The sequence below is a fragment of the Plantactinospora sp. CNZ321 genome (assembly GCF_004217235.1).
In genome coordinates, this window is the sequence record NZ_SHKQ01000001.1 from 424690 (window position 1) to 450960 (window position 26271).

Here is a 26271-nt window from a genome sequence, read left to right on the forward strand (position 1 = left end):
GTCGTGGCGACCCGGGTGGGCTGGCCGGTGCCGGCCCGCGATGGGAGCGGAGGAGCCCCTCCCCGTACCTCAGACGTTGAAGCCGAGCGCCCGCAGCTGGTCGCGGCCCTCGTCGGTGATCTTGTCGGGCCCCCACGGGGGGAGCCATACCCAGTTGATCCGGATGTCGTCGACCAGGCCACCGCCGGGGCCGGTGGTCAGCGCCTGCCGGGCCTGGTCCTCGATCACGTCGGTCAGCGGGCAGGCCGCCGAGGTCAGCGTCATGTCCAGGGTCGCGACGTTCTCGTCGTCGACGTGTACGCCGTAGACCAGACCGAGGTCGACCACGTTGATGCCCAGCTCGGGGTCGACGACGTCCTTCATCGCCTCTTCGATGTCGGCGACCGCGGCCCTGCCGGTCGACCCCGTCGACGCGGCCGACCCGGTCGTCGTGTCCTGATCAGTCATGCCGTCTTCACCTCGCTCCGCTCGATACCGTTCTCGTCGCCGGCCACCTCGACGTCCACGCCGGCCCGGGCCGCGGCGTCCTTGAACGCCATCCAGGGCAGCAGCGCGCACTTCACCCGCGCCGGATAGCGGGCCACCCCGGCGAACGCCACCGCGTCGCCGAGCAGTTCCTCGTCCGGGGTCACCTGCCCGCGCCCGGACATCAGCTCGACGAACGCGGAGTGCACCGCCAACGCCGCCCCGGTGTCCCTACCGCTGAGCAGCTCGTGCAGCACGCTCGCCGACGCCTGGCTGATCGAGCAGCCCAGACCGTCGTAGGAGACGTCACTGAGCGTGTCGTCGTCCACCGCGACCCGGACGGTCACCTCGTCCCCGCAGGTGGGGTTGACGTGGTGCGCCTCGGCAGCGTACGGCTCGCGCAGCCCACGCCCGTGCGGATGCTTGTAGTGATCCAGGATGATCTCCTGGTAGAGCTGGTCCACCTGCATTACCCGAACACCTTCCGTACCTGTTCCAGACCGCGCACCAGGGCGTCGACCTCGCTGGTCGTGGTGTACAGGTAGAACGAGGCGCGGGTCGTCGCCGGTACGCCGAACCGGACGCAGATCGGTCGCGCACAGTGATGACCGACCCGCACCTCGATGCCCTCGGCGTCCAGCACCTGACCCACGTCGTGCGGGTGGATGCCGTCCAGCGCGAACGAGATCGTCCCGCCCCGGCCGACGGGTACCGCCGGGCCGAAGATCCGCAGTCCGGGCACCGTCGCCAGGGCGTCCAGCGCGTACGCCGTCAGCTCCTTCTCGTGCCACTGGATCGCCTCCATGCCGATCCCGGTCAGGTAGTCCACCGCCGCACCCAGCGCCACCGCCTCGGCGATCGGCGGCGTACCCGCCTCGAACCGGGCCGGCGGCGGCGCGTACGTCGAGCCGGACATGCTCACCGTCTCGATCATCGAACCGCCGCCGAAGACCGGCGGCATCGCGGCCAGCAGCTCGCCCCGGCCCCAGAGCACCCCGATCCCGCTCGGCGCGCACATCTTGTGCCCGGTGAACGCGATGAAGTCGGCATCCAGGTCGACCACGTCCACCGGCAGGTGCGGCACCGACTGCGAGCAGTCGAGCAGCAGCAGCGCGCCGACCTGGCGGACCCGCTCGGCGATCCGGGCGGTGGCGTTGATCGTGCCGAGGATGTTCGACATGTGGACGATCGAGACCAGCCTGGTCCGCTCGTTGACCAGCTCCGCCAGCCCCGACTCGTCGAGTCGGCCGCCGTCGGTGACCGGGAACCAGCGCAGCGTGGCGCCGGTCCGCTCGCAGAGCAGTTGCCACGGCACGATGTTCGAGTGGTGCTCCATCTCGGAGATCACGATCTCGTCGCCCGGCCCGAGCCGGAACCTCGGGTCGCCGGCCGCGCCGCCGAGCGAGGCGTTGGAGAAGGCGTACGCGACCAGGTTGATCGCCTCGGTGGAGTTCTTGGTGAAGACCACCTCCTCCGGACTCGGCGCGTTGACGAAGGTCGCCACCTTCGCCCGGGCCGCCTCGTACGCCTCGGTCGCCTCCGTCCCGACCGTGTGCACCGAGCGGGAGACGTTGCCGTTGTGCCGCTCGTAGTGCTCGCGCAGCACGTCCAGCACCTGCCGGGGCTTCTGCGAGGTGTTCGCGCTGTCGAGGTAGACCATCGGGTGGCCGTTGACCTCGCGCCGCAGGATCGGGAAGTCGGCGCGTACCGCCTCGACGTCGTAGCGCGGCGCGTCGTCGTACTGTGGCATCCCCGGCGGGATCGCGATCGTGGTCATCTCGACGGCGCCCTTCCGGCCCTCAGACCCGGGCCGTGCCGGCGCCGGTGGCGTACCGCTCGTAGCCCTCGGCCTCGAGCTTCTCGGCCAGTTCCGGGCCGCCCTCCTCGACGATCCGGCCGGCGACGAAGACGTGCACGAAGTCCGGCCTGATGTAGCGGAGGATCCGGGTGTAGTGGGTGATCAGCAGCAGGCCCGTCTCGCCGGTCTCCCGGACCCGGTTGACTCCCTCGCTGACCACCCGCAGGGCGTCGATGTCGAGGCCGGAGTCGGTCTCGTCGAGAATCGCCACCTTCGGCCTGAGCAGTTCGAGCTGGACGATCTCGTGCCGCTTCTTCTCACCGCCGGAGAAGCCCTCGTTCACGTTGCGCTGGCCGAACGCCGGGTCCATCTGGAGCCGCTCCATCGCGCCGCGCAGCTCGCCGGCCCAGGTACGCAGCTTCGGCGCCTCGCCGTCGATCGCGGTCTTCGCGGTACGCAGGAAGTTCGCCACCGACACCCCGGGCACCTCGACCGGGTACTGCATGGCCAGGAAGAGGCCGGCCCGGGCCCGCTCGTCCACGGCCATCGACAGCACGTCCTGGCCGTCCAGCAGCACCTCGCCGCCGGTGATCTCGTACTTCGGGTGGCCGGCGATCGAGTACGCCAGCGTCGACTTGCCGGACCCGTTAGGGCCCATGATCGCGTGGGTCTCCCCCGCCCGCACGGTGAGGTCGACCCCGGCCAGGATCGGCTTCAGCTCGCCCTCGGGCAGCCGGACCGACACCTGCAGGTCACGGATCTCCAGAACGCTCATGGTGCGGTAACTCCATTGCTCGGTGTGAGACTCAGGTAGATGTCGCCGTCGCGGATCTCGACGGGGTATACGGGTACGGGTTCGGTCGCCGGCAGTCCGGTCGGCTCGCCGGTACGCAGGTCGAAGCGGGAGCCGTGCAGCCAGCACTCCAGGGTGCAGCCGTCGACCTCGCCCTCGGAGAGCGGGACGGCGGCGTGCGAGCACTCGTCGTAGATGGCGTAGAAGTTGCCGTCCTCGGCGTGCACGACGGCGATCTCCGTCCCGTCCACGTCCGCGGAGATGACGCTGCCCTTCGGCACGTCCTCGGTCGAACAGATCCGGATCATCATGAACCGCCGGCCCCGGCCTTCATCAGCCTGGTCTCGATCTGCTCGCCCAGCCGGTCGCGCAGTTCCTCGGCCGGGATCTTGTTCAGCAGTTCGCCGAAGAAGCCCCGGACCACCAGCTTGCGTGCCTCGTCCTCGGGAATGCCCCGGGACATCAGGTAGAAGAGCTGCTCGTCGTCGAAACGCCCGGTCGCGCTGGCGTGCCCGGCGCCGGCCACCTCACCGGTCTCGATCTCCAGGTTGGGTACCGAGTCGGCGCGGGCGCCGTCGGTCAGCACCAGGTTGCGGTTGATCTCGTACGTGTCGGTGCCGGTGGCGGCGGCCCGGATCAGCACGTCGCCGACCCAGACGGTGTGCGCGTCCGCGCCCTGCAACGCGCCCCGGTAGCCGACGTAGCTGCGGCAGTCCGGCACGCTGTGGTCGACCATCTGGCGGTGCTCCAGGTGCTGACCGGCGTCGGCGAAGTAGAGGCCGTAGAGTTCGGCCTCGCCGCCCCGGCCGGTGTACTCCACGCTGGTGTACTGCCGGACCAGGTCCCCGCCCAGGCTCACCTGGATGTGCGTCACCTCGGCGTCGCGGCCGAGCCGGACCTTGAGGTGCTGGGCCTGCACCGCGTCCGGCGCCCAGTCGGCGACGGTGACCAGGGTCAGTTTCGCGCCCTCGCCGACCGCGACCTCGACGTTGTCGGCCAGGGTCACCGAACCGGTCTGCTCCAGCACCAGGGTGACCTCGGCGAACCGGCCGACGTCGAGGAAGGTGTGCCCGAAGGAGGCACCGTCGGCGCCCTGCCCGACCAGCCGCACGGTCACCGGCTCGGCCGGCCGGGTCTCCGGGGCCACCGCGACGACCACCGCCTCGCCGGCCCGGCCGTGCGCCAGCGCGCTGATCCGGTCGAACGGGGTCAGCACGCTGCCGATCCGGGCGTCACCCTGGGGCACGCCGCCGAACGTCACCCCGTCCGGCAGCGCGGTGACCTCGTAGCGCAGCCGGCCGTCGACCGGGGTGAAGGTGTCGTCGGCCAGACCACGCAGCCGCTTCAGCGGGGTGAACCGCCACTCCTCCTCCAGGCCGGTCAGGGCCGGGAAGTCGCGGACGTCGTACGAGCGGAGTGTCTGCGCCTTGGTCTGCGCGACCGGCGCGGCGGGCGCGAATGCTTCGGTAGTCATCTCTTCCTTGGTCTTGTCTCGACGAGGTCGCAAGGCGGATCGACGGGCGGTGCGGGCGTCAGCCGACCGCACCCTCCATCTGCAGCTCGATCAGCCGGTTGAGCTCCAGTGCGTACTCCATCGGGAGTTCCTTGGCGATCGGCTCGATGAAGCCGCGCACGATCATCGCCATCGCCTCGTCCTCGCTCAGGCCCCGGCTCATCAGGTAGAAGAGCTGGTCCTCGCTGACCTTGGAGACGGTCGCCTCGTGCCCCATCGCCACGTCGTCCTCGCGGATGTCGACGTACGGGTAGGTGTCCGACCGGGAGATGGTGTCGACCAGCAGCGCGTCGCACTTGACGGTGCTCTTGCTGTGGTGCGAGCCCTCCAGCACCTGCACCAGGCCCCGGTAGGAGGTCCGGCCACCACCCCGGGCGATCGACTTGGAGACGATCGTGCTGGAGGTGTGCGGCGCGGCGTGCACCATCTTGGCACCGGCGTCCTGGTGCTGGCCCTCACCGGCCATCGCCACCGAGAGCACCTCGCCCTTGGCGTGCTCGCCGGTCATGAAGACCGCCGGGTACTTCATGGTCACCTTGGAGCCGATGTTCCCGTCGACCCACTCCATGGTCGCGCCCTCGTGGCAGACCGCCCGCTTGGTGACCAGGTTGTAGACGTTGTTCGACCAGTTCTGGATGGTCGTGTAGCGGCAGCGCGCGTTCTTCTTGACGATGATCTCGACGACCGCGCTGTGCAGCGAGTCGGAGGAGTAGATCGGCGCGGTGCAGCCCTCGACGTAGTGCACGTACGCGCCCTCGTCGACGATGATCAGGGTCCGCTCGAACTGCCCCATGTTCTCGGTGTTGATCCGGAAGTACGCCTGGAGCGGGATCTCCACGTGCACGCCCTTCGGCACGTAGATGAAGGAGCCGCCGGACCAGACCGAGGTGTTCAGCGCGGCGAACTTGTTGTCGCCGACCGGGATCACCGTGCCGAAGTACTCCTTGAAGAGGTCCTCGTGCTCCTTGAGCGCGGTGTCGGTGTCCAGGAAGACGACACCCTGCTCCTCCAGGTCCTCACGGATCTTGTGGTAGACCACCTCGGACTCGTACTGCGCGGCGACACCGGCGACCAGCCGCTGCTTCTCGGCCTCCGGGATGCCAAGCCTGTCGTAGGTGTTCTTGATGTCCTCGGGCAGGTCCTCCCAGCTCGCGGCCTGCTTCTCGGTGGACCGTACGAAATACTTGATGTTGTCGAAGTCGATCCCGCCCAGGTCGGCGCCCCAGTTCGGCATCGGCTTGCGGCCGAACAGCCGCAGCCCCTTCAGCCGCAGGTCGAGCATCCAGGCGGGCTCGTCCTTCTTGGCGGAGATGTCCCGGACCACGGCCTCGTTCAGGCCCCGCTGGGCGGCGGCACCGGCGATGTCGGAGTCGGCCCAGCCGTACTCGTAGCGACCCAGAGCGGCGAGCTGCTCCTCCTGCGTCATGGGCTGGACGATCTGCTCGGTCATCTATCTGTCCTCACACTGCTGGCGGAAGGTTTGGGCTGGGCCGGGATGTGCGTGGTGCACACCTCGTCGCCGTGGGCGATGGTGGCGAGGCGCTGCACGTGGCTGCCGACCAGGCGGGAGATGACCGCCGTCTCGGCCTCGCACAGCTGGGGAAACTCGACGGCCACGTGGGCCACCGGGCAGTGGTGCTGGCACAGCTGCCCGCCGGAGGCGATCGTGGACGCGTTGGCAGCGTAGCCCTCCGCGGTCAGCGCCCCGGCGAGTGCCTCGGCCCTGGCCAGCGGGTCGTCCCCGGCGCCCTCCATGGCGGCCCGGCAACGCGCCTCCAGCGCCGCGACCTGCTCGGCGGCGAAGGCCTCGACCGCGTCCGGCCCACCGTGCCGGGAGATCCAGCGCAGCGCGGCGGTGGCCATCCCGTCGTAGGTGTGGGTGCCGCAGCGACGCCGACCGGAATCGGTGAGCCGGAAGATCCGGGCGGGACGCCCCCGACCGCGCTGGCCACGCACGACCTGGTCGCGGGCGATCACGTCGCCGTCGGCGAGCATCGCGTCCAGGTGCCGGCGGATCGCCGCCGGACTGAGCCCCAGCTCCGCGCCGAGCTGCGCGGCGGTGGCCGCGCCGTGCTCCAGCAGCAGCTGGGTCACCCGGTCCCGGGTGGGGCGGCCGTCCGGACCGGCGCCCCCACCGGCGGCGGCCACGGCGGAACCGGTGACCGGATGGGTCACCCGCTCCTGCTCCGAGAACGCCGCCAGGTTTTTCACTACGCCAACGTTACGTATTTCGTCCTTGGTCTGCAAATCCGGGGTCCGGTGATCCAGACCACCGGACGACGGACGCGCCGCCCAGCATGATCACATTTGCACGTACCATGGCCGCCGTGAGCCGATTCGGCGAATTTTCTGGCAAACCCACCCTGTCGCGGCTGGCCCTCGCCTCCGTGGTGGGGAACGTGCTGATCGTCGTGACCGGCGGTGCGGTCCGGTTGACCAAGTCCGGACTCGGCTGCCCCACCTGGCCCCGCTGCACCGACTCCTCGTACGTGACCACCGCCGAGATGGGCGTGCACGGGGTGATCGAGTTCGGCAACCGGCTGCTCACCTTCGTGCTCGCCGCCGTGGTCATCGCCGGAGTCGTCGCCGCCTGGCGGCAGCGCCCCGCCCGCCGGCAACTCCGGCTGCTCAGCGTCGGCGCCGCGTTCGGGATCCCGGCGCAGGCGGTGATCGGCGGGATCACCGTGCTCACCGACCTGAACCCGTGGGTGGTCGGGCTGCACTTCCTCGCCTCGATGGCGGTGATCGCGGCCGCGTACGCGTTCTGGCGCCGGACCCTCGAACCGGACGGACCGGCCCGGCTCGTCGTACCGGCACCGCTGCGGGCACTCGCCTGGCTGACCGCCGGGGTGGCCGCCGCGGTACTCGTGGTCGGCACCTGGGTGACCGGCAGCGGCCCGCACTCCGGCGACTCCGGGGCGGCCCGTAACGGCCTGGATCCGGAGTCCATCTCCCAGGTGCACGCCGACTCGGTCTTCCTGCTGCTCGGTCTCTCCATCGCCATCTGGTTCGCGTTCCGCGCGGTCGGCGCACCGGCCGGCGCGGTCCGGGCGGCCGGCCTGCTGGTCCTCGCCGAACTCGGCCAGGGCCTGATCGGCTTCGTGCAGTACTTCACCGGCCTGCCGGTGACGCTGGTCGGCGCGCACATGCTCGGCTCCTGCCTGGTCTGGCTCGCCGCCCTCGCGGTGCTCTGGTCGACCCGGCAACGCACCGCCCCGGCCGCCGCCCCACCCCCCACCACCGACCCCCGGCTACTCGAACGGGTGTGAGGAAGGGCCCCCTCCTGTCGTCTTCCGTTGTAGCGGGGGCCCTTCGTCACACCCTCAGCCGAGGCGGGCGGCGATGGCGTCGGCCAGCCGGTCGGCCGCGCCCGGCTCGTGGGCCAGGAAGAGCGACGGCTCGGTCAGTTCCAGCTCGACCAGCACCGGTGCGCCGTCCGGGCCCGGAATCAGGTCCACCCGGGCGTAGAGCGGCCGCTCCGGCCCGCCGGGCAACGCCGCCAGTACCCGCTCGGCGACCGCGAGTTCCGGCTCGGCCGGGGTACGCGGGGTGATCTCCTCCGGCCGGAACAGCCCCTCGACGCCGTGGTCCGGGCCGACCAGGATCGCCCCCTTCCGGACCGCGTGACTGAACCGGAGCCCGTCCGGGCCGGCGACGTAGAGCAGCGCGGTCTCCCCGGCGGTGTCCACGGCGGCCAGGTACGGCTGCACCATCACCCACCGACCCGCCGCCTGGAGTCGCTGCACGTGTGCGGCGGCAAGGTCGCGCTGCTCCGCGTCGGCCAGGTCGTACCGGCCGGTGTCCAGGCTTCCGGCGCCGACGACGGGCTTGACGACGTATTCGCCGGGCGCTGACGGGAGGGTCCAGGCGGTGTCCGGGCCGAGCCAGGTCGTCGGCACGGTCGGCAGGTCGGCCTCGGTGAGTTCCCGCAGGTAGCGCTTGTCGGTGTTCCAGCGCACCAGGTCGGCCGGATTGGCCAGCCGGGGCACGGTCTCGGCCCAGGCGACGAACTCGGCGCGCCGGGTCGGATAGTCCCACGGCGAGCGGAGCACCGCCAGGGCGTAGCCGGCCCAGTCCACGCCCGGGTCGTCCCATACCGCCGGCTCGACCCGGATGCCGCGTTCGGCGAGCGGCTCCAGCAGGAGCCGGTCATCGGGGTCGAGTCCAGGAAGTTCGGCACAGGTAACGAGAGCGACCCGGGGCCGCTGGCCCCGGGTCGCGCGGATGTTATCGGACAAAACTATCAACGAGCCAGGGCACGTCGAGCCATCGACCGCCATAGGTCGTTACTCGGACGCATCTGGTCCATCAGTTCCCGCTCCCATTCGTTCTCCACGGCGACCCCCGCCTTGGCGCAGGCCAGTCGCGCGACGTCGGTACTCTCCGCGAACTGGTCAGCCCACACGCCGTCCTCCCCCACCAGGACAATGCGTGCGCCCCGCTTGCCGACGTACTCGATGACCGCCTTCGCGCCACCGTGCCCAGCCGCGAACGACTGGATGCCGGCGACCAGACCGTTGGGTGTCTGGCCCGCGACGGTCTGCTCGCCCGTCGGCGTCGTATCGGAACCTTCTGCCATAACGCGAAGCCTAAGCAGACTTCGCCGGCCGCGCGGGGCAGCTACCGATAATTTGTGATCCCAATTACGACGACGTTTACCGGAACCACTCACCAGCTTTGGGCGATTTTTCCGCGTATACGCGATTAATTCAAAACCATTATTCACGTTCAATGACGGGTGAACAGGACGAACAGGGGCAAAAGCCGCGAAAGGCTACAGCAGTGCGTCGACCGCGACCGCGGCGAAGAGGACCGTCAGGTACGTGATCGACCAGTGGAACAACCGCATCGGCTTGACCGACTCGCCCCGGGCGGCCCGCTGGCTCAACCGGTGCGCCTCGACGACGAACATCCCGCCCGCCGCCAGCGCGGTGACCCCGTAGACCGGGCCCATGCCGAGCGGCCAGACCAGCACCGACGCCGCCACGGTCAACCAGGTGTAGACCACGATCTCGGTCGTGACCCGGCGGACCGAGGCCACCACCGGCAGCATGGGGATGCCGGCCCGGGCATAGTCGTCCTTGAACTTGATGGCCAGGGCGTAGAAGTGCGGTAGCTGCCAGAAGAACACCACCGCGAACAGCCCCCAGGCCTGCGGCGAGAGCGAGCCCGTCACCGCCGCCCAGCCGATCAGCACCGGAGCCGAGCCGCAGATGCCGCCCCAGAAGGTGTTCTGCCAGGTGGTCCGCTTCAACCACAGGGTGTAGACGAGGTCGTAGTAGGCGATCGCACCGAGGGTCAGCGCGGTGGCCAGCCAGTTGGTGAAGACCGCCATCAGGGTCACCGAGACCGCCGCCAGCACCAGGCCGAAGACCAGCGCACTGCGGGGCGCCACGATGTGCGTCGGCAGCGGGCGGCGCTTGGTCCGCTTCATCACCTGGTCGATGTCCCGGTCGATGTAGCAGTTGAGCGCGTTGGCCGCGCCCGCAGCCAGCGATCCGCCGACCAGCACCACGCCGACCAGCCAGAGCGACGGAATCCCGTCCGCGGCCAGCATCATCGTCGGCACCGTGGAGATCAGCAGTAGCTCGACGATCCGTGGCTTGGTCAGCGCGACGTAGGCCCGGATCCGGGCGCGCACGTCCGGTCGCCGGGTGACCTCGCCCTGGGCCCCCGCGGCCGGGGCATCGCCGGTCACGGGGCGCTCGGTGATCATGCTCACGGATTGCCACCTTCCGGCGTCGACACACGGTGATTGGCTGCGGAGGCAGCGCGGTTGGCGGGCGGCCGACCGGGCCTGCACGCCGACCGACAGCCTACGCGTCGTCGTTTTCGCTGCCCGGGCGACCCTTCCCCGGTGCGAACGATCACACTTCCGGCGAACCGCGTGGCCGCTGGACGAGATCCGGGGGTTGGCGCGCGGAAGCGGTCGCTAGGGTCATGAGGGAGGGTTCCGCCCATCACGCCGAGGAGCACACACGATCGTGGCTGACAATCGACCCGAGCAAACCTCGCTGACCTGGTCCGATCTCGACCAGCGTGCCGTCGACACCGTCCGCGTGCTGGCCATGGACGCCGTGGAGAAATCCGGCAACGGCCATCCGGGTACGGCGATGAGCCTTGCGCCCGCCGCCTACCTGCTGTTCAACCGGGTCATGCGGCACGACCCGACGCACCCCGACTGGACCGGTCGGGACCGGTTCGTACTGTCGGCGGGGCACAGCAGCCTCACCCTCTACATCCAGCTCTACCTGAGCGGCTACGGCCTCGGCCTGGGCGACCTCAAGGCGCTGCGGCAATGGGGTTCACTCACCCCCGGCCACCCCGAGCACGGGCACACCCGGGGCGTGGAGACCACCACCGGCCCGCTCGGGCAGGGGCTCGGCAACGCGGTCGGGATGGCGATGGCCGCGCGGCGCGAGCGTGGCCTGCTGGACCCGGACGCCGCGCCCGGCGCCTCCCCCTTCGACCACCACATCTGGTGCATCGCCTCGGACGGCGACATCGAGGAGGGGATCAGCCACGAGGCCAGCGCGCTCGCCGGGCACCAGCGGCTGGGCAACCTGATCCTGATCTACGACGACAACGAGATCTCGATCGAGGACGACACCCGGATCGCCAAGAGCGAGGACGTGTCCGCCCGCTACGAGGCGTACGGCTGGCACGTGCAGACCGTCGACTGGCGCAGCGGCGACGCGGACCAGGGCCACTACCACGAGGACGTCGAGGCGCTGCACGCCGCGCTGCTGGCCGCCAGGGCCGAGACCGGCCGGCCGTCGTTCATCGCGCTGCGCACCATCATCGGCTGGCCGGCGCCGACCAAGCAGAACACCGGCAAGATCCACGGCTCGGCGCTCGGCGCCGAGGAGGTGGCCGAGACCAAGAAGCTGCTCGGTTTCGACCCGGGACGGCACTTCGAGGTCGACGACGCGGTACTGGCGCACGCCCGGCAGGTGCTGGAGCGGGGACGAACCGCGCACGCCGAGTGGGAGACCGCGTACCAGGCGTGGGCGGACGCCAACCCGGAGCGCAAGGCGCTGCACGACCGGCTCGCCACCCGTACGCTGCCGGCGGGCTGGACCGACGCGCTGCCGGAGTTCCCGGCGGACGCGAAGGGGATCGCCACCCGGGCCGCCTCCGGCAAGGTCCTGAACGCCCTGGCCCCGGTGCTGCCGGAGCTCTGGGGCGGCTCGGCCGACCTGGCCGAGAGCAACAACACCACCATGGAGGGCGAGCCGTCCTTCGTTCCCAGCGAGTACGCCACCAAGGCGTTCCCCGGCAACGAGTACGGCCGCACGCTGCACTTCGGCATCCGTGAGCACGCGATGGGCGCGATCCTGAACGGCATCGCGCTGCACGGAGGCACCCGCCCGTACGGCGGCACCTTCCTGGTGTTCAGCGACTACATGCGCCCGGCGGTCCGGCTCGCCGCGCTGATGAAACTGCCGGTGGTCTACGTCTGGACGCACGACTCGATCGGTCTCGGCGAGGACGGCCCGACCCACCAGCCGGTCGAGCACCTGACCGCGCTGCGTGCCATCCCCGGCCTGGACGTGATCCGGCCGGCCGACGCCAACGAGACCGCCTGGGCCTGGCGGCGGGCGCTGGAGAACACCGACCGGCCGTCCGCGCTGGCGCTGAGCCGGCAACCGCTGCCGACCCTGGACCGCGCCGAGCTGGCCGGCGCCGACCAGACCGTCAAGGGCGGCTACGTGCTGGCCGAGGCGTCGAACGCGCAGCCGGCGGTGATCCTGATCGGCACCGGCTCCGAGGTGCAGCTCTGCCTGACCGCCCGGGAACGGCTGGAGGCCGAGGGCACCCCGACCCGGGTGGTCTCGATGCCCTGCCAGGAGTGGTTCCGGGAGCAGGACTCGGCCTACCAGGACGCCGTACTCCCCCGCGACGTGCGGGCCCGGGTCAGCGTCGAGGCCGGCATCGCGATGTCCTGGCGGGACGTGATCGGCGACGCCGGCGAGGCGGTCAGCCTGGAGCACTACGGCGCGAGCGCACCGCACAGCGTGCTCTTCGAACAGTTCGGATTCACCGCCGACCGGATCGTCGCGGCCGCACACGCGTCGCTGACCCGGGTCGGCCAGATCACCGGTGAGACCACCGGCAACTGAGGGAGCGTTGCAGACATGACTGACCGGTTGGGTGAGCTCAGCGCCGCGGGAGTGGCGGTCTGGCTCGACGATCTTTCAAGGGTTCGGTTGAGTTCTGGCAACCTGGACCAGCTGCGCCGGGAGAAGCATCTGGTCGGGGTGACCACCAACCCGACCATCTTCGCCAAGGCGCTCAGTGACGCGGACGAGTACAACTGGCAGCTGCGCGACCTGGCGGTGCGCGGGGTCAGCGTCGAGGAGGCGGTTCGCGCGCTGACCACGTACGACGTGCGGTGGGCCTGTGACGTGATGCGTCCGGCGTACGACAGCAGCGCCGCGGTGGACGGTCGGGTCTCGATCGAGGTGGACCCGCGGCTGGCGTACCGGACCGAGCCGACGGTGGCCGAGGCGAAGGCCCTGTGGTGGCTGATCGACCGGCCGAACCTGTTCATCAAGATCCCGGCGACCGAGGCCGGGCTGCCGGCCATCACCGCGACCCTGGCCGCCGGGATCAGCGTGAACGTCACGCTGATCTTCGGGTTGGAGCGCTACTCGCAGGTGATGGAGGCGTTCCTGGCCGGACTGGAGCAGGCGAAGGCGAACGGGCACGACCTGAGCAAGATCGCCTCGGTGGCCTCGTTCTTCGTCTCCCGGGTCGACACAGAGGTGGACAAGCGACTCGACAAGCTCGGCCGGCCGGACCTGGCCGCGCTGAAGGGCAGGGCGGCGGTCGCCAACGCGCAGCTCGCCTACGAGCGGTACTCCGAGGTCTTCTCCTCGGACCGCTGGCGGGCGCTGGCCGACGCCGGCGCCCACCCGCAGCGCCCGCTCTGGGCCTCCACCTCCACGAAGAACCCGGAGTACCGCGATGTGATCTACGTCGAGGAGCTGATCGCCCCCGGCACCGTCAACACCATGCCGGAGCCGGTCATCGACGCCTTCGCCGAGCACGGCGAGGTACGCCCGGACACCGTCACCGGCGCCTACTCGCAGGCCCGGGAGGTCCTCACCGGACTGGCCGAGGCCGGCGTCGACTTCGACGACGTGATCGCCACCCTGGAGCGGGAGGGCGTGGAGAAGTTCGAGACGAGCTGGCTGGAGCTGCTGGACGGCATGCGCAAGTCGCTGCAGGCCGCCGCGGAGGGCGCCGGGGAGCCGAACCACGCCGCCGGGGAGAACGCCGAGGCGGCCGCCAGGGCAGGAGGCAACGCGTGAGCGGACGAAGCCAGCACGGTGCCGATGTGCCTCATGACGGCACGGAGCGAAGCGGAGTGCTGTCATGAGTGAGGATCTGCTCGACGGCGGGTGCGAAGGGGCGGCCGGACTCGCCGTCTACGGTGCGGAGGCGGTCGACGCCGCCGCCCCGGCCTCGGCCCGGGCCGCCCTGCTCGCCGCGGACGTACCGGCCCGGTTGGTCGGCAAGGACCCCACGCTGTGGGGACCGGACGCGCGGGCCGAGGCGGCGATCCGGCTCGGCTGGGTGGACACCTTCCGGCGCAGCCGGGAACTGCTTCCCCAACTCGCCGAGCTGAAGTCCGAGCTGGCCGACCTCGACCACGTGGTACTGGCCGGGATGGGCGGCTCGTCGCTGGCCCCCGAGGTGATCACCCGTACCCTCGGCAGGTCGCTGACCGTGCTGGACACCACCGACCCCGGGCAGGTGCGGGCGGCGATCGCCGACCGGCTGGACCGGACCGTCGTCGTGGTGGCCAGCAAGTCCGGCTCGACCGTGGAGACCGACAGCCACCGCCGGGCGTACTGGCAGGCGTTCCTCGACGCCGGGCTGACCGAGGCGGAGGCCGGCCGGCGCTTCGTGATTGTCACCGACCCCGGCTCGCCGCTGGCCGACACCGCCGCCGAGATGGGCGCCTTCGTGGTGCTCGCCGATCCGGACGTCGGCGGGCGCTACTCTGCGCTGACCGCGTTCGGACTGGTCCCGTCGGCGCTGGCCGGGGTCGAGGTGGCCGAGCTGCTGGACCAGGCCGAAGAGCTGGCCGGGTCACTCGGCGGGCCGCGGGACAACCCCGGGCTGGCGCTCGGCGCCGCGCTCGGTGCCGCCGCCACCACTGGCCGGGACAAGGTCGCGCTGGTCTCGGACGGCACCGGCATCGACGGCCTCGGGGACTGGGCCGAGCAGTTGATCGCCGAGTCGACCGGTAAGAACGGCGTCGGGATCCTGCCGGTGGTGGTCGAGGACCCGAGCAGCCCCGGTGCGACCGGGCCGGACGTACTCACCGTCACCTACGGCGGCGGACTCGCCGCCGGTGCGGTGCCCGGCGGCGGGCTCCGGCCCGACCTGGCGGTGAACGGCCCGCTGGGCGCACAGTTCCTGGCCTGGGAGTACGCCACCGCCGTCGCCGGGGTGGTACTCGGGATCGACCCGTTCAACCAGCCGAACGTGACCGAGTCCAAGGAGAACACCAACCGGCTGCTCGACACCGGGCTGCCGATCGAGACGCCGACCTTCGTCGACGGCGGGATCGAGGGGTACTGGTTCCCGGGCGAGCCGCAGGGGACCGACCCGCTCCCCGGCGACCTGACCGGGGCGCTGCGGCTGCTGCTGGACGGGCTCGGCGAGGGCGGCTACCTGGCCGTGATGGCGTACCTGGACCGGTTCGCCGATGCCAAGACCGCGCAGGTCCGCCCCGGACTCGCCGCCGCCTCCGGTCGGCCGGTCACCTTCGGCTGGGGACCCCGGTTCCTGCACTCGACCGGGCAGTACCACAAGGGTGGTCCGCAGCTCGGGTCGTACCTCCAGATCACCGGGGATGTCGCCGACGACCTGGCGGTGCCCGGCAAGCCGTACTCGTTCGGGCAGTTGCAGGCCGCGCAGGCCGCGGGTGACCGCGAGGCTCTCGCCCAGCGGGGCCGGCCGGTGCTCCGGCTGCACCTGACCGACCGGGGCGCCGGACTCCCACACCTGCTCGACGCGGTACGGGGCCTGCGGAGTTGACGAGGACCGGGCATGCTGACACTGACCGACTGAGCGAGGAGGGGGATACGTGAATCCGCTGCGCGACCCGCAGGACCGGCGGTTGCCACGGATCCCGGAGCCGTGCGCACTGGTGATCTTCGGCGTCACCGGGGACCTGGCCCGCAAGAAGCTGCTACCGGCGGTCTACGACCTGGCCAACCGGGGACTGCTGCCGCCGGGCTTCGTGGTGCTCGGGTTCGCCCGGCGAGACTGGGGCGACGGCGACTTCGAGACGATGGCCCGGGAGGCCGCACAGGCGCACTCCCGGACACCCTGGCGCGAGGAGGTCTGGGGCCGGCTCGCCGGCAACATGAAGTTCGTCGGCGGCGCGTTCGACGACGACGACGCCTTCGACAAGGTGGCGAACTGCCTGGACGAGCTGCGGGACAGCCACGGCATCGCCGGCAACGCCGCCTTCTACTTCTCCATCCCGCCGGCCGCCTTCCCGACCGTGCTCAAGCAGCTCGCCCGGACCGGCATGGCCGACAACGAGAAGTGCGGCGGCTGGCGGCGGGTGGTGGTGGAGAAGCCGTTCGGGCACGACCTGCCCTCGGCGAAGGCGCTCAACGACCTCGTCGACGACGTCTTCACCCGGGACGACGTGTTCCGGATCGACCACTACCTGGGCAAGGAGACCGTCCAGAACATCCTCGCGCTGCGCTTCGCCAACAGCCTCTTCGAGCCGCTGTGGAACTCGAAGTACGTCGACTCGGTGCAGATCACCATGGCCGAGGATGTCGGGATCGGCACCCGGGCCGGCTTCTACGACGCCACCGGCACCGCCCGGGACGTGCTGCAGAACCACCTCCTGCAACTGCTCGCCCTGGTGGCGATGGAGGAGCCGACCAGCTTCGACGCCAGCGAGATCCGGGCCGAGAAGCTGAAGGTGCTGCGCGCGATCACCCTGCCCGAGGACGTGCACACCGGCACGGTACGCGGGCAGTACCTGCCCGGCTGGGTGGCCGGCAAGCGGGCGGTCGGCTACCTCGACGAGGAGGGTGTGCCGCCGGAGTCGACCACCGAGACGTACGTGGCGGTCCGGCTCGGCATCCAGAACCGGCGCTGGGCCGGGGTGCCGTTCTACATCCGGGCCGGCAAGCGGTTGCCGCGCCGGGTGACCGAGGTCGCCATCATGTTCAAGAAGGCGCCGCACCTGCCCTTCAACCCCGCCGACATGGAGATGCTCGGCAACAACCAGCTCGTGATCCGGGTCCAGCCCGACGAGGGCGTGGTGCTCAAGTTCGGCTCCAAGGTTCCCGGTACCACCATGGAGGTCCGGGACATCGCGATGGACTTCCAGTACGGCGAGGCGTTCACCGAGGCCAGTCCCGAGGCGTACGAGCGGCTGGTGCTCGACGTGCTGATCGGTGACCGGACGCTCTTCCCGGACGCCGCCGAGGTCGAGCAGAGCTGGCAGGTCATCGACCCGCTGGAGGAGGCATGGGAGGGCGGCAAGCCGGAGCCGTACCGGGCCGGCGAGTGGGGTCCCCGCGCCGCGGACGAGCTGCTGGCCCGGGAGGGCCGGGCGTGGCGGCGAGCGTGACCCGCCGAGGATCGCAACGACAACAACCAGGAGGCACCGTTGATCGGCTTGTGGGACACCACCGGTAACGAGGTGGTGAAGGCCCTGGCCGCCGAACGGCGCAGCGCGGGCGGCGTGGCCAGCGGGATGGCGCTGACCCTGATCGTCGTCGTCGACGAGCCGCGGGTCCGGGAGGCCGAGGCGGCGGTGACGATCGCCTCGGCCGCGCACCCGTGCCGGATGGTGGTGGTCGTCCGCTCCGACATCGAACGCGACCGCAACCGGCTGGACGCCGAGATCGTGGTCGGTGGCCGGCTCGGCCCGGGCGAGGCGGTGGTGACCCGGATGTACGGCCGGCTCGCCCTGCACGCCGAGTCGGTGGTGATGCCGCTGCTGGTTCCGGACGTACCGGTAGTGACCTGGTGGCACGGCGAACCGCCGGCCGAGATCGCCAACGACTTCCTCGGTGTGGTGGCGGACCGCCGGATCACCGACTCGGCGCAGGCGGCCGATCCGGTGGAGGCGCTGCGCCAGCGAGCCCGGGACTACGCACCCGGCGACACCGACCTCGCCTGGACCCGGATCACCCCGTGGCGCACCCTGGTCGCCGGGGCGTTCGACACCACCGAGGGCAACCGGATCACCTCGGCCACCGTGGTCGCGCCGCACACCGACCCGACCGCGGCCCTGATGATCGGCTGGCTGAAGGCCCGGCTGGGGCTGCACCCACACTGGGAGCACACCAGCGAGTTCCCCCGGATGCGCTCGGTGGAGCTGCGCTGCGCCAACGGTGACGAACTGGTGCTGACCCGGGACGACAACCAGGCGACGTTCCGGCGTAGCGGGCAGGCCGACCGGCATCTGCCGCTGGTACGCCGCCCGCTCGGCGACGAACTCGCCGAGGAACTGCGCCGGCTCGACCCGGACCAGATCTACGCCGAGGCGTTGGGTGCCGCCGCCGGGATCGCCGGGCTGGATCGCCGGCCGGCCCAGCGGGTGCACGTCTGGAAGGACCCGACGAAGCAGCCGCAGGGGGTGGCATGACCGAGACCACGGTGGTGGTGCACGCCGACCCCGAACTGCTCGCCCAGGCGGTCGCGGCCCGGCTGCTGGTCAGGATCATCGACGCCCAGGCGGAACGGGGCGAGGCGAGCGTCGTGCTGACCGGCGGGCGGATCGCGGCGGCGGTGCACCGGGCGGTACGCGACCTGCCGGCCAGGGACGCGGTCGACTGGTCCCGGGTCGACGTCTGGTGGGGTGACGAACGCTTCCTGCCGGCCGGGCACCCGGAGCGCAACGAGACCCAGGCCCGGGAGGCGCTGCTCGACGCGCTGCCGCAGGCCCGGGTGCACCCGATGCCCGCCTCGGACGGCCCGGACGGTGCCGATCCGGAGGCGGCGGCGGCCCGGTACGCGGCCGAGCTCGCTGCGGCCGCCGGCCCGGGTACGGCCGCCCTGCCCTACTTCGACGTACTGATGCTCGGGGTGGGCGAGGACGGCCACGTCGCCTCGATCTTCCCGGAGCACCCGGTCGGCTACGAGAGCCGGCCGGTGAGCGCGGTACGGGGCAGCCCGAAGCCGCCGCCGGTGCGGATCACGCTGACCCGGAGCGCCATCAACACCGCCGAGGACGTGTGGCTGATCGCCAGCGGCGGCGGCAAGGCCCGCGCGGTCGGGATGGCGCTGCACGGCGCCGGGCCGGTGCAGGTGCCGGCGGCCGGGGTCGCCGGGGTGCAGCGGACCCGCTGGCTGCTGGACCGGGCGGCGGCGGCCGAGGTGAGACCGAGCTTCCGCAGCCTTCGCTGACCGCGGCAGCCACCGCGAGCGCAGCAGCCACCGCGAGCGAGCGGACGGCTCGCGACCCTGCGGGCCCGGTCAGGCCAGGCAGCCCCGGGTCCGGTCAGGCTTCGCCGCGCCGGGCCCGCAGCGCCGCCAACGCCTCGGCGAGGAGCGCCTCGGCGTCCGCCTCGCTGCGCCGCTCCTTCACGTACGCCAGGTGCGACTTGTACGGCTCCGCCCGCTGCCGCCCAGGTGGATTCTGCACGTCCTGTCCGGCCGGCTGCCCGCAGTGCGGACAGTCCCAGGTCTCCGGCGTCTCGGCCTCGGCCGCCAACAGGATCTCCAGGATGTGTCCGCTGCCGCACCAGTAGGTGACCGCACGGCGGGGGGCCGGTTCGCATCGCTCGGTCGGCCGGGCTGGGCCGGCACCGACTCGGCTGCCACGGATGGCACTGCCACTGGGCACGACTGCTCGCTCCGTTCGTCAGAGGGGGTCCCCTGCGGGGTATGACAAACTGCGCGCGGCCCACGTTAGCGGACCGCGCGCAGTTTGTACGCCCGGGTCGTCAGGTCGTCTCGGCGAGACGCAGCCAGAGACCCAGTCCGACGATGCAGGCGAACCAGACAAGGCCCACCAGAACGGTGTATCGGTCGAGGTTCTTCTCGGCCACCGAGGAGCCGGCCAGGCTGGAGCTGACCCCTCCGCCGAACATGCTCGACATCCCGCCACCCTTGCCCCGGTGCAGCAGGATCAGCAAGGTGAGCAGCACGCTCGTGATCACCAGCAACACGACCAACGTGTATGCGAACCAGATCGGCATGGTAGGGGTCAGTCCTCTCAGCTACGCGGGGCTCGTCAAGGATAGCGACCGTCAGCGCGCGATGTGCTCCGGGAACCGGCAGATCTGTGCGAACTCCTCGGCGTCCAGGCTCGCCCCACCGACCAGTGCGCCGTCCACGTCCGGCTGCGCCATGATCGCGGCGATGTTGGCCGCCTTCACCGACCCGCCGTAGAGCACCCGGACCTGGTCGGCGGTCTGCTGACCGTGCACCTCGGCGATCCGCTGCCGGATCGCGCCGCACACCTCCTGGGCGTTCTCCGGAGTGGCGGTCTTGCCGGTGCCGATCGCCCAGACCGGCTCGTACGCGACGACCAGCTTGCTCACCTGCTCGGCGGTCAACCCGGCCAGCGAACCGTCGAGCTGGCCGCGCACGTACGCCACCTGCCCGTCCTGCTCGCGGATGTCCAGGCCCTCACCGACGCAGACGATCGGGGTCAGCTCGCTGGCCAGTGCGGCCTTCACCTTGGCGTTGACCAGCGCGTCGTCCTCGTGGTGGTACGTCCGCCGCTCCGAGTGCCCGACCACCACGTACGTGCAGCCCAGCGCGGCCAGCAGCGCACCCGAGATCTCCCCGGTGTACGCCCCGCCCTTGTGCGGCGAGATGTCCTGCGCGCCGTACCCGATCAGCAGCTTGTCGCCGTCGACCAGGGTCTGCACCGTCCGCAGGTCGGTGTACGGCGGCAGCACCACCGTCTCCACGTCGGTCAGCTGCTTCTCGTTGAGGCTCGCGGCGAGCTTCTGGATCAGCAGGTTGGCTTCCCGGTGGTTGAGGTTCATCTTCCAGTTGCCGGCCATCAGGGGGCGGCGGGTGGGTGCGGGGGTGGCCACTACTGCTCCAGAGCGACGATGCCGGGGAGGGCCTTGCCCTCCAGGTACTCCAGCGAGGCTCCCCCGCCGGTCGAGATGTGCCCGAACGACGACTCGTCCAGACCGAGCGCGCGGACGGCCGCGGCGGAGTCACCGCCACCGACCACCGTGAAGCCCTTGACCGAGATGATCGCCTCGGCGACCCCACGGGTACCGGCGGCGAACGGGGCCAGTTCGAAGACGCCCATCGGGCCGTTCCAGAAGACCATCCGGGCCGTACCGGCGATGTCGGCGAACTCCGCGACGGTCCGGGGGCCGATGTCCAGGCCGAGCCGGTCGGCCGGGATCGCGTTCACCGGCACGGTGTCGTGGTCGGCGTCGGCGCTGAACTCGCTCGCCGCCACCACGTCGACCGGGAGCACGATCCGGTCGGCGCCCCGCTCCAGCAGGTCCCGGCAGGTGTCGAGCATCTCCTCCTCGAGCAGCGACTTCCCCACCTCGTGCCCCTGGGCACGCAGGAAGGTGAAGCACATGCCGCCGCCGATCAGCAGCCGGTCGACGGTGGGCAGCAGCGCCTCGATCACGGCGAGCTTGTCGGAGACCTTGGAGCCGCCGAGCACCACCACGTAGGGGCGGTCCGGCTCGTGCCGCAGCCGGGCCAGCACCTCGACCTCGCGCAGCACCAGCCGGCCGGCGAAGTGCGGCAGCCGGGCCGGTACGTCGTAGACGCTGGCGTGCCTGCGGTGCACGGCGCCGAACGCGTCGTCGACGTACGCCGAGGCGAACGCGGCGAGCTGGTCGGCGAAGGCGCCCCGCTCGTCGGCGTCCTTGCTGGTCTCGCCGGCGTTGAAGCGCAGGTTCTCCAGCAGCGCGACCTGGCCGTCGCCGAGCCCCTCGACCGCCTTGCGGGCCGACTCGCCGACCGTGTCGGTGGCGAACGCGACCTCGGTGCCGAGCAGCTCGCCGAGCCGGGCCGCGACCGGGGCGAGGCTGTACTTCGGGTCGGGCGCCCCCTTGGGGCGGCCCAGGTGGGAACAGACGACGACGGCGGCCCCGGCGTCCCGCAGCGCGGTCAGCGTCGGCAGCACGGCCCGGATCCGGCCGTCGTCGGTGATCTGCCCGGTCTGCTTGTCGAGGGGCACGTTCAGGTCGGCGCGCACCAGCACGCGCCGACCCGAGACCCCCTCGGCGAGCAGATCGTCGAGGTTGCGGATGCTCACAGCCCAGTACCCACCAGTTTGACCAGGTCGACGAGGCGGTTGGAGTAGCCCCACTCGTTGTCGTACCAGCCGACGACCTTGACCTGGTTGCCGATCACCTTGGTCAGCCCGGAGTCGAAGATGCACGAGGCCGGGTCGGTGACGATGTCGGCGGAGACGATCTCGTCCTCGGTGTAGGTGAGGATGCCCTTCAGCTGACCCTCGGCGGCGGCCTTCATCGCGGCGTTGATCTCCTCGACCGAGGTGTCCCGGCCGGCCTCGATCGTCAGGTCGGTAGCCGAGCCGGTCGGGATCGGCACCCGCAGCGCGAAGCCGTCCAGCCTGCCCTTGAGGTCCGGCAGCACCAGGCCGATCGCCTTGGCGGCACCGGTCGAGGTCGGCACGATGTTCAGCGCGGCGGCCCGGGCCCGGCGGAGGTCCTTGTGCGGGCCGTCCTGGAGGTTCTGGTCCTGGGTGTACGCGTGGATGGTGGTCATCAGCCCCTTCTCGATGCCCACCGTGTCCTGCAGCACCTTCGCCATCGGCGCGAGGCAGTTGGTGGTGCAGGAGGCGTTGGAGATGATGTTGTGCTTGGCCGGGTCGTACTTCTGGTGGTTGACCCCCATCACGACCGTGACGTCCTCGTTCTTGGCCGGCGCCGAGATGATCACCTTCTTGGCGCCGCCGTCGATGTGCGCCTTCGCCTTGGTGGCGTCGGTGAAGAAGCCGGTCGACTCGATCACCACGTCGGCGCCGAGGTCGCCCCAGGGCAGCTTGCCCGGGTCCTTCTCGGCGAAGACCTTCATGGTGTGCCCGCCGACGCTGATCTCGTCGGCGCTCGCCTTGACCTCCTGCGGCAGCCGGCCGAGGATGCTGTCGTACTTGACCAGGTGCGCCAGCGTGGCGTTGTCGGTCAGGTCGTTGGCGCCGACCACCTCGACGTCGGCGCCCGACGCGAGCACCGCGCGGAAGAAGTTGCGGCCGATCCGGCCGAATCCGTTGATGCCAACCCGGATGGTCACTGGGTCCATCTCCTCGTGTGTTTCGGTTCACCGCCGGTGAGAGCGCGCGGCGGCGAAGGTGGGCGCGCCGACCGTTGGAGCCGGCCGCTGGATGTCACCCCGGCCGTCTCACCGCGACCTCTGGGCGGTCAGCACGGCGGAGAAGGCCGGTACCGGCCCCGTCGCCGTACGCTGCGACCTTATCCGAGCGCGCCGCTGCGCGTTGCGTCGGGGCACAATCCGGCCAATCGACTCCACCGACGGCGGTACGGTACCGCGCCGGAGAGCGTCAGACCGCCAGCATGTCCGGGGTGACCGCCGCCTCGGTGTCCGGGATTCCCAGGTCACGGGCGCGCTTGTCGGCCAGGGCCAGCAGCCGGCGGATGCGCCCGGCGATCGCGTCCTTGGTCAGTGGGGGGTCGGCCAGGGCGCCCAACTCCTCAAGGGACGCCTGCCGGTGTTCCAGCCGCAACCGGCCGGCCGAGGTGAGGTGGTTCGGGGCGTCCTCGGCGAGGATCTCCAGGGCCCGGGTCACCCGGGCGGCGGCGGCGACCGCGGCCCGGGCCGAGCGGCGCAGGTTGGCGTCGTCGAAGTTGGCCAGCCGGTTGGCGGTGGCCCGCACCTCGCGGCGTACCCGGCGCTCCTCCCAGGAGAGCACGCTGGAGTGCGCGCCGATCCTGGTCAGCAGCGCGGCGATCGCGTCGCCGTCCTTGACCACCACCCGGTCCACCCCGCGCACCTCGCGGTACTTCGCGGTGATGCCGATCCGCCGGGCCGCCCCGACCAGGGCGAGCGCGGTCTCCGGACCGGGACAGGTGATCTCCAGCGCGCAGGAGCGGCCCGGTTCGGTCAGCGAGCCGTGCGCCATGAAGGCACCCCGCCAGGCCGAGACCGCGCAGCAGACGTTCGCCGCCACCACGTGCGGGGGCAGCCCGCGTACCGGCCGGCCGCGTACGTCGAGCAGGCCGGTCTGCCGGGCCAGCGCCTCGCCGTCCTTGACCACCCGGACGATGTAGTGGCTGCCCTTGCGCAGCCCACCGGAGGCGAGTACGTGGATCTCGCTCGGATATCCGTAGACCTCGGCGATCTCCCGACGCAGCCGGCGGGCCACCGCGCCGGTGTCGAGCTCCGCCTCGACCACCACCCGTCCGGAGACGATGTGCAGTCCGCCCGCGAAGCGCAGCAGGGCGGCCATCTCCGCCCGCCGACAGCAGGGCTTGGGTACGTCCACCCGGCTCAGCTCGTCCTTGACCGCAGCCGTCATCGCCATCTTGTCGTCACCTCGTGGGCCGGTCCCGGCGGGTGCCGGTGATTCGTAGGTGCTTGGTTGTTGATTCGTAGGTGCTTAACGATCGGCGCCCAGGAGAGGCACCAGCGCGGCGCCCAGCGCTGCCGGATCGTGCTGGGGCCCGCCGTCCGGTACGGCCACCGGGGCGAGCACGAGCCGCGCACCCAGGGATTCTGCCGCACGATGTACCGGTTCGGGGTCACCCACCGCCTTTCCGTCCGCCAGTACCACGTCGACGGTGAGCCCGGGCAGGTACCAGCCGAGCGCCGCCAGGTGGTCGGCGAGGGAGAGGCCGAGCGTCTCCGCCTCGTTGGCGAGGTTGAGCGTCACCAGCCGGCGGGCCGGGCTGGCCACCATCGCCGCGGCCAGCTCCGGCACCAGCAGGTGCGGGATGACGCTGGTGTACCAGCTTCCCGGGCCGAAGATCAGCCAGTCGGCCTCGCGAACCGCCGCCACCGCCTGCGGGCAGGCGATCGGCCCCTCCGGGGTGAGCCGGACCGACTCGACCCGGCCGTCGGTCACCGCCACCGCGTGCTGTCCGCGTACCGTCTGCACCGCGCTGGGCCGGCGCGGGTCGGCGCCGCGGACCCGGGCCTCGATGCCGACCGGCTGGCAGGCCATCGGCAGCACCCGACCGATCGCGCCGAGCATGGCGGCGGCGTGGTCGAGGGCGGCCACCGGGTCGCCGAGCAGCTCCATCAGCCCACAGAGCACCAGGTTGCCGACGGCGTGCCCGGCCAGCGGGTCGGGACGCGGGCCGCTGCCGACGAACCGGTGCTGGAACAGCGCGGCGCTGCGCCGGGTGCCGGGTTCCTCGGCGGCCAGCGCGACCAGCGCCTGCCGCAGGTCACCGGGGGGCAGCGCGCCGCGTTCGAGCCGCAGTCGCCCGCTGGAACCGCCGTCGTCGCCGACGGTCACCACCGCGGTGATGTCGAGGTCCAACTCGGGAGCGCAGCGGCGCAGCGCCCGCAGCGACGCCGCCAGGCCGTGGCCGCCGCCGAAGGCGACCACCCGCTGTCGCCGATCAGGTCGGGAAAGGTTCACTCGCGCCCCAGATCACGGTGGTGCGCCGTGGCCGAGATCCGGGCCTGGCGCAGCCGGGCGGCCAGTTCCTCGGCGATCGCCACGCTGCGGTGCTTGCCGCCGGTGCAGCCGACCGCCACGGTCAGGTAGCGCTTCCCCTCCCGCTCGAAGCCGGGCGCGGTCGCGTTGATCAACCGGGCGTACGTCTCGACGAAGGTCACCGCGCCGCGCTGGCCGAGCACGTACCGGCTGACGTCCTCCTCCCGGCCGGTGTGCTCGCGCAACTCCGGTACCCAGTACGGGTTGGGCAGGAAGCGGGCGTCGAGCACGAAGTCGGCGTCCGGGGGAAGGCCGTACTTGAAGCCGAAGGAGAGCACGGTCACCCGGAGCCGGCGGGCGTCCTCGCCGCCGAACAGCTCCTCGACCCGGCGGCGGAGCTGGTTCACGTTCAGGTGCGAGGTGTCGATGATCACATCGGCCTGGTCGCGAGCCTCCTCCAGCAGGCCACGCTCTATCGCGATGCCGTCGGCCAGCCGGCCGTCGGCCTGGAGCGGGTGCGAGCGCCGAACGCTCTCGAAGCGCCGGATCAGCACCTCGTCGTCGGCGTCCACGAAGACCACCCGGGGCTGGAAGCCGCGGTCCTTGAGCGCCCGGATCGCCCCGGCGAGGTCGGTGGAGAACGCCCGGCTGCGTACGTCGAGCACCATGGCGGTCTTCCGGGCCGCACCACCGGCCCGGAACGCCAACTCGGCCATGTCGATCATCAACGCCTGGGGCAGGTTATCCACCACGTAGAAGCCGACGTTCTCCAGTGCCCGGGCGACGGTGCTGCGGCCGCCGCCGGAGACCCCGGTAACCACCACCAGGGTGGTGTCCGAGCGGGTCGGTTCCGCCGCCTCCGCCGCGGACCGGGCCCGCGTCGGCCGCCCGAGGTCCGATGCCGGTTCTCCCCCGAACTCCCTGTTCTGGTCTTCCGCGCCCGTCGGCGACTCGTCGGCTACCAGCCGAGTCTCACTCATGTTCCACCCCCAGCCATACCCGCCTGCCGGATCGACGGTACGCCGCCCGGGGGCGGGTCCGGCGAGGGTCGACCACCCGGCGAGGTAGGAGACGTAATCTACCCGGCCGTCGGGATCTCCCCGGCCACCGGGCCCGGGCGAGTGAAC

At 71.3% G+C, this 26271-nt stretch carries 26 protein-coding genes; 7 read left to right on the top strand and 19 right to left on the bottom strand.

Annotated features, from left to right (window positions below; all coding sequences use genetic code 11):
- Positions 1–69 precede the first annotated feature (69 nt).
- From EV371_RS01835 to EV371_RS01870, 8 genes are read right to left on the bottom strand one after another with little or no spacing between them, the layout of a single operon-like run.
- Positions 70–447, bottom strand: coding sequence for an iron-sulfur cluster assembly protein (locus EV371_RS01835; protein ID WP_130460506.1), 378 nt, complete (start codon positions 445–447; stop codon positions 70–72).
- On the bottom strand, positions 444–935 hold the full coding sequence (gene sufU / locus EV371_RS01840) for a Fe-S cluster assembly sulfur transfer protein SufU (protein ID WP_130460507.1): 492 nt from the start codon (positions 933–935) through the stop codon (positions 444–446). Before sufU ends, EV371_RS01835 begins: the two co-directional genes overlap by 4 nt.
- Complete coding sequence (locus EV371_RS01845) at positions 935–2242, bottom strand: cysteine desulfurase (protein ID WP_130460508.1); 1308 nt, start codon at positions 2240–2242, stop codon at positions 935–937. Before EV371_RS01845 ends, sufU begins: the two co-directional genes overlap by 1 nt.
- A gap of 22 nt (positions 2243–2264) precedes the next feature.
- The gene (gene sufC / locus EV371_RS01850; protein WP_130460509.1) at positions 2265–3038 is read right to left on the bottom strand and encodes a Fe-S cluster assembly ATPase SufC; all 774 of its coding nucleotides are present in this window, start codon (positions 3036–3038) and stop codon (positions 2265–2267) included.
- On the bottom strand, positions 3035–3364 hold the full coding sequence (locus EV371_RS01855) for a Rieske 2Fe-2S domain-containing protein (RefSeq protein WP_130465585.1): 330 nt from the start codon (positions 3362–3364) through the stop codon (positions 3035–3037). The genes sufC and EV371_RS01855 overlap by 4 nt, the downstream gene beginning before the upstream one ends.
- The gene (gene sufD, locus EV371_RS01860; protein WP_130460510.1) at positions 3364–4530 is read right to left on the bottom strand and encodes a Fe-S cluster assembly protein SufD; all 1167 of its coding nucleotides are present in this window, start codon (positions 4528–4530) and stop codon (positions 3364–3366) included. The genes EV371_RS01855 and sufD overlap by 1 nt, the downstream gene beginning before the upstream one ends.
- A gap of 58 nt (positions 4531–4588) precedes the next feature.
- Positions 4589–6019, bottom strand: a complete 1431-nt coding sequence (gene sufB / locus EV371_RS01865; protein WP_130460511.1) for a Fe-S cluster assembly protein SufB — start codon at positions 6017–6019, stop codon at positions 4589–4591.
- Positions 6016–6780 (bottom strand): helix-turn-helix transcriptional regulator, encoded by a 765-nt coding sequence (locus tag EV371_RS01870; RefSeq protein WP_486484441.1) that lies wholly within the window; start codon positions 6778–6780, stop codon positions 6016–6018. The genes sufB and EV371_RS01870 overlap by 4 nt, the downstream gene beginning before the upstream one ends.
- A 107-nt stretch (positions 6781–6887) precedes the next feature.
- On the opposite strand from EV371_RS01870, the gene EV371_RS01875 reads away from it, so the two are divergent.
- A complete protein-coding gene (locus EV371_RS01875) occupies positions 6888–7838 on the top strand; it encodes a COX15/CtaA family protein (RefSeq protein WP_130460512.1) in 951 nt (316 codons plus the stop codon).
- Between the two features lie 54 nt (positions 7839–7892).
- Here the strand turns inward: EV371_RS01875 and EV371_RS01880 are convergent, their stop codons facing one another.
- From EV371_RS01880 to EV371_RS01890, 3 genes are all read right to left on the bottom strand, one after another.
- Positions 7893–8807: a hypothetical protein gene (locus EV371_RS01880; protein WP_130460513.1), complete on the bottom strand. Its 915-nt coding sequence runs from the start codon at positions 8805–8807 to the stop codon at positions 7893–7895.
- 5 nt (positions 8808–8812) lie between these two features.
- Entirely contained in the window at positions 8813–9148 is a 336-nt protein-coding gene (locus tag EV371_RS01885; RefSeq protein ID WP_130460514.1) for a hypothetical protein, read from the bottom strand.
- 195 nt (positions 9149–9343) lie between these two features.
- On the bottom strand, positions 9344–10291 hold the full coding sequence (locus EV371_RS01890) for a heme o synthase (RefSeq protein WP_130460515.1): 948 nt from the start codon (positions 10289–10291) through the stop codon (positions 9344–9346).
- 262 nt (positions 10292–10553) lie between these two features.
- Between EV371_RS01890 and tkt the strand changes: the two genes are divergently transcribed.
- From tkt to pgl, 6 genes are all read left to right on the top strand, one after another.
- Positions 10554–12692 (top strand): transketolase, encoded by a 2139-nt coding sequence (tkt, locus tag EV371_RS01895; protein ID WP_130460516.1) that lies wholly within the window; start codon positions 10554–10556, stop codon positions 12690–12692.
- 15 nt (positions 12693–12707) lie between these two features.
- Entirely contained in the window at positions 12708–13886 is a 1179-nt protein-coding gene (tal, locus tag EV371_RS01900) for a transaldolase (RefSeq protein WP_130460517.1), read from the top strand.
- A gap of 64 nt (positions 13887–13950) precedes the next feature.
- The gene (locus tag EV371_RS01905) at positions 13951–15624 is read left to right on the top strand and encodes a glucose-6-phosphate isomerase (protein ID WP_130460518.1); all 1674 of its coding nucleotides are present in this window, start codon (positions 13951–13953) and stop codon (positions 15622–15624) included.
- A gap of 49 nt (positions 15625–15673) precedes the next feature.
- Positions 15674–17188, top strand: coding sequence for a glucose-6-phosphate dehydrogenase (gene zwf, locus EV371_RS01910; RefSeq protein ID WP_130460519.1), 1515 nt, complete (start codon positions 15674–15676; stop codon positions 17186–17188).
- A gap of 39 nt (positions 17189–17227) precedes the next feature.
- Positions 17228–18211, top strand: a complete 984-nt coding sequence (locus tag EV371_RS01915; RefSeq protein ID WP_130460520.1) for a glucose-6-phosphate dehydrogenase assembly protein OpcA — start codon at positions 17228–17230, stop codon at positions 18209–18211.
- Complete coding sequence (gene pgl, locus EV371_RS01920; protein ID WP_130460521.1) at positions 18208–18972, top strand: 6-phosphogluconolactonase; 765 nt, start codon at positions 18208–18210, stop codon at positions 18970–18972. Before EV371_RS01915 ends, pgl begins: the two co-directional genes overlap by 4 nt.
- A 94-nt stretch (positions 18973–19066) precedes the next feature.
- Here the strand turns inward: pgl and EV371_RS01925 are convergent, their stop codons facing one another.
- From EV371_RS01925 to rapZ, 8 genes are all read right to left on the bottom strand, one after another.
- Positions 19067–19411 (bottom strand): RNA polymerase-binding protein RbpA, encoded by a 345-nt coding sequence (locus EV371_RS01925; RefSeq protein WP_130460522.1) that lies wholly within the window; start codon positions 19409–19411, stop codon positions 19067–19069.
- A gap of 100 nt (positions 19412–19511) precedes the next feature.
- Entirely contained in the window at positions 19512–19766 is a 255-nt protein-coding gene (gene secG / locus EV371_RS01930) for a preprotein translocase subunit SecG (protein WP_130460523.1), read from the bottom strand.
- A 51-nt stretch (positions 19767–19817) separates the two neighbouring features.
- A complete protein-coding gene (gene tpiA, locus EV371_RS01935; protein WP_130465587.1) occupies positions 19818–20582 on the bottom strand; it encodes a triose-phosphate isomerase in 765 nt (254 codons plus the stop codon).
- A 32-nt stretch (positions 20583–20614) separates the two neighbouring features.
- Positions 20615–21814, bottom strand: a complete 1200-nt coding sequence (locus tag EV371_RS01940; RefSeq protein ID WP_130460524.1) for a phosphoglycerate kinase — start codon at positions 21812–21814, stop codon at positions 20615–20617.
- Complete coding sequence (gene gap / locus EV371_RS01945; protein ID WP_130460525.1) at positions 21811–22815, bottom strand: type I glyceraldehyde-3-phosphate dehydrogenase; 1005 nt, start codon at positions 22813–22815, stop codon at positions 21811–21813. The genes EV371_RS01940 and gap overlap by 4 nt, the downstream gene beginning before the upstream one ends.
- A gap of 268 nt (positions 22816–23083) precedes the next feature.
- Entirely contained in the window at positions 23084–24064 is a 981-nt protein-coding gene (whiA, locus tag EV371_RS01950; RefSeq protein WP_107263068.1) for a DNA-binding protein WhiA, read from the bottom strand.
- 75 nt (positions 24065–24139) lie between these two features.
- Entirely contained in the window at positions 24140–25126 is a 987-nt protein-coding gene (locus EV371_RS01955; protein WP_130460526.1) for a uridine diphosphate-N-acetylglucosamine-binding protein YvcK, read from the bottom strand.
- The gene (gene rapZ, locus EV371_RS01960) at positions 25123–26124 is read right to left on the bottom strand and encodes an RNase adapter RapZ (RefSeq protein WP_130460527.1); all 1002 of its coding nucleotides are present in this window, start codon (positions 26122–26124) and stop codon (positions 25123–25125) included. The genes EV371_RS01955 and rapZ overlap by 4 nt, the downstream gene beginning before the upstream one ends.
- Between the last annotated feature and the right edge of the window lie 147 nt (positions 26125–26271).

Bases quoted from the DNA above. Each gene is read 5' to 3' on its own strand.
- EV371_RS01835 (WP_130460506.1), bottom strand. From the start codon at position 447: ATGACTGATCAGGACACGACGACCGGGTCGGCCGCGTCGACGGGGTCG.
- sufU (WP_130460507.1), bottom strand. From the start codon at position 935: ATGCAGGTGGACCAGCTCTACCAGGAGATCATCCTGGATCACTACAAG.
- EV371_RS01845 (WP_130460508.1), bottom strand. From the start codon at position 2,242: ATGACCACGATCGCGATCCCGCCGGGGATGCCACAGTACGACGACGCG.
- sufC (WP_130460509.1), bottom strand. From the start codon at position 3,038: ATGAGCGTTCTGGAGATCCGTGACCTGCAGGTGTCGGTCCGGCTGCCC.
- EV371_RS01855 (WP_130465585.1), bottom strand. From the start codon at position 3,364: ATGATCCGGATCTGTTCGACCGAGGACGTGCCGAAGGGCAGCGTCATC.
- sufD (WP_130460510.1), bottom strand. From the start codon at position 4,530: ATGACTACCGAAGCATTCGCGCCCGCCGCGCCGGTCGCGCAGACCAAG.
- sufB (WP_130460511.1), bottom strand. From the start codon at position 6,019: ATGACCGAGCAGATCGTCCAGCCCATGACGCAGGAGGAGCAGCTCGCC.
- EV371_RS01875 (WP_130460512.1), top strand. From the start codon at position 6,888: ATGGCCGCCGTGAGCCGATTCGGCGAATTTTCTGGCAAACCCACCCTG.
- EV371_RS01885 (WP_130460514.1), bottom strand. From the start codon at position 9,148: ATGGCAGAAGGTTCCGATACGACGCCGACGGGCGAGCAGACCGTCGCG.
- tal (WP_130460517.1), top strand. From the start codon at position 12,708: ATGACTGACCGGTTGGGTGAGCTCAGCGCCGCGGGAGTGGCGGTCTGG.
- EV371_RS01905 (WP_130460518.1), top strand. From the start codon at position 13,951: ATGAGTGAGGATCTGCTCGACGGCGGGTGCGAAGGGGCGGCCGGACTC.
- pgl (WP_130460521.1), top strand. From the start codon at position 18,208: ATGACCGAGACCACGGTGGTGGTGCACGCCGACCCCGAACTGCTCGCC.
- secG (WP_130460523.1), bottom strand. From the start codon at position 19,766: ATGCCGATCTGGTTCGCATACACGTTGGTCGTGTTGCTGGTGATCACG.
- tpiA (WP_130465587.1), bottom strand. From the start codon at position 20,582: ATGGCCGGCAACTGGAAGATGAACCTCAACCACCGGGAAGCCAACCTG.
- whiA (WP_107263068.1), bottom strand. From the start codon at position 24,064: ATGGCGATGACGGCTGCGGTCAAGGACGAGCTGAGCCGGGTGGACGTA.
- rapZ (WP_130460527.1), bottom strand. From the start codon at position 26,124: ATGAGTGAGACTCGGCTGGTAGCCGACGAGTCGCCGACGGGCGCGGAA.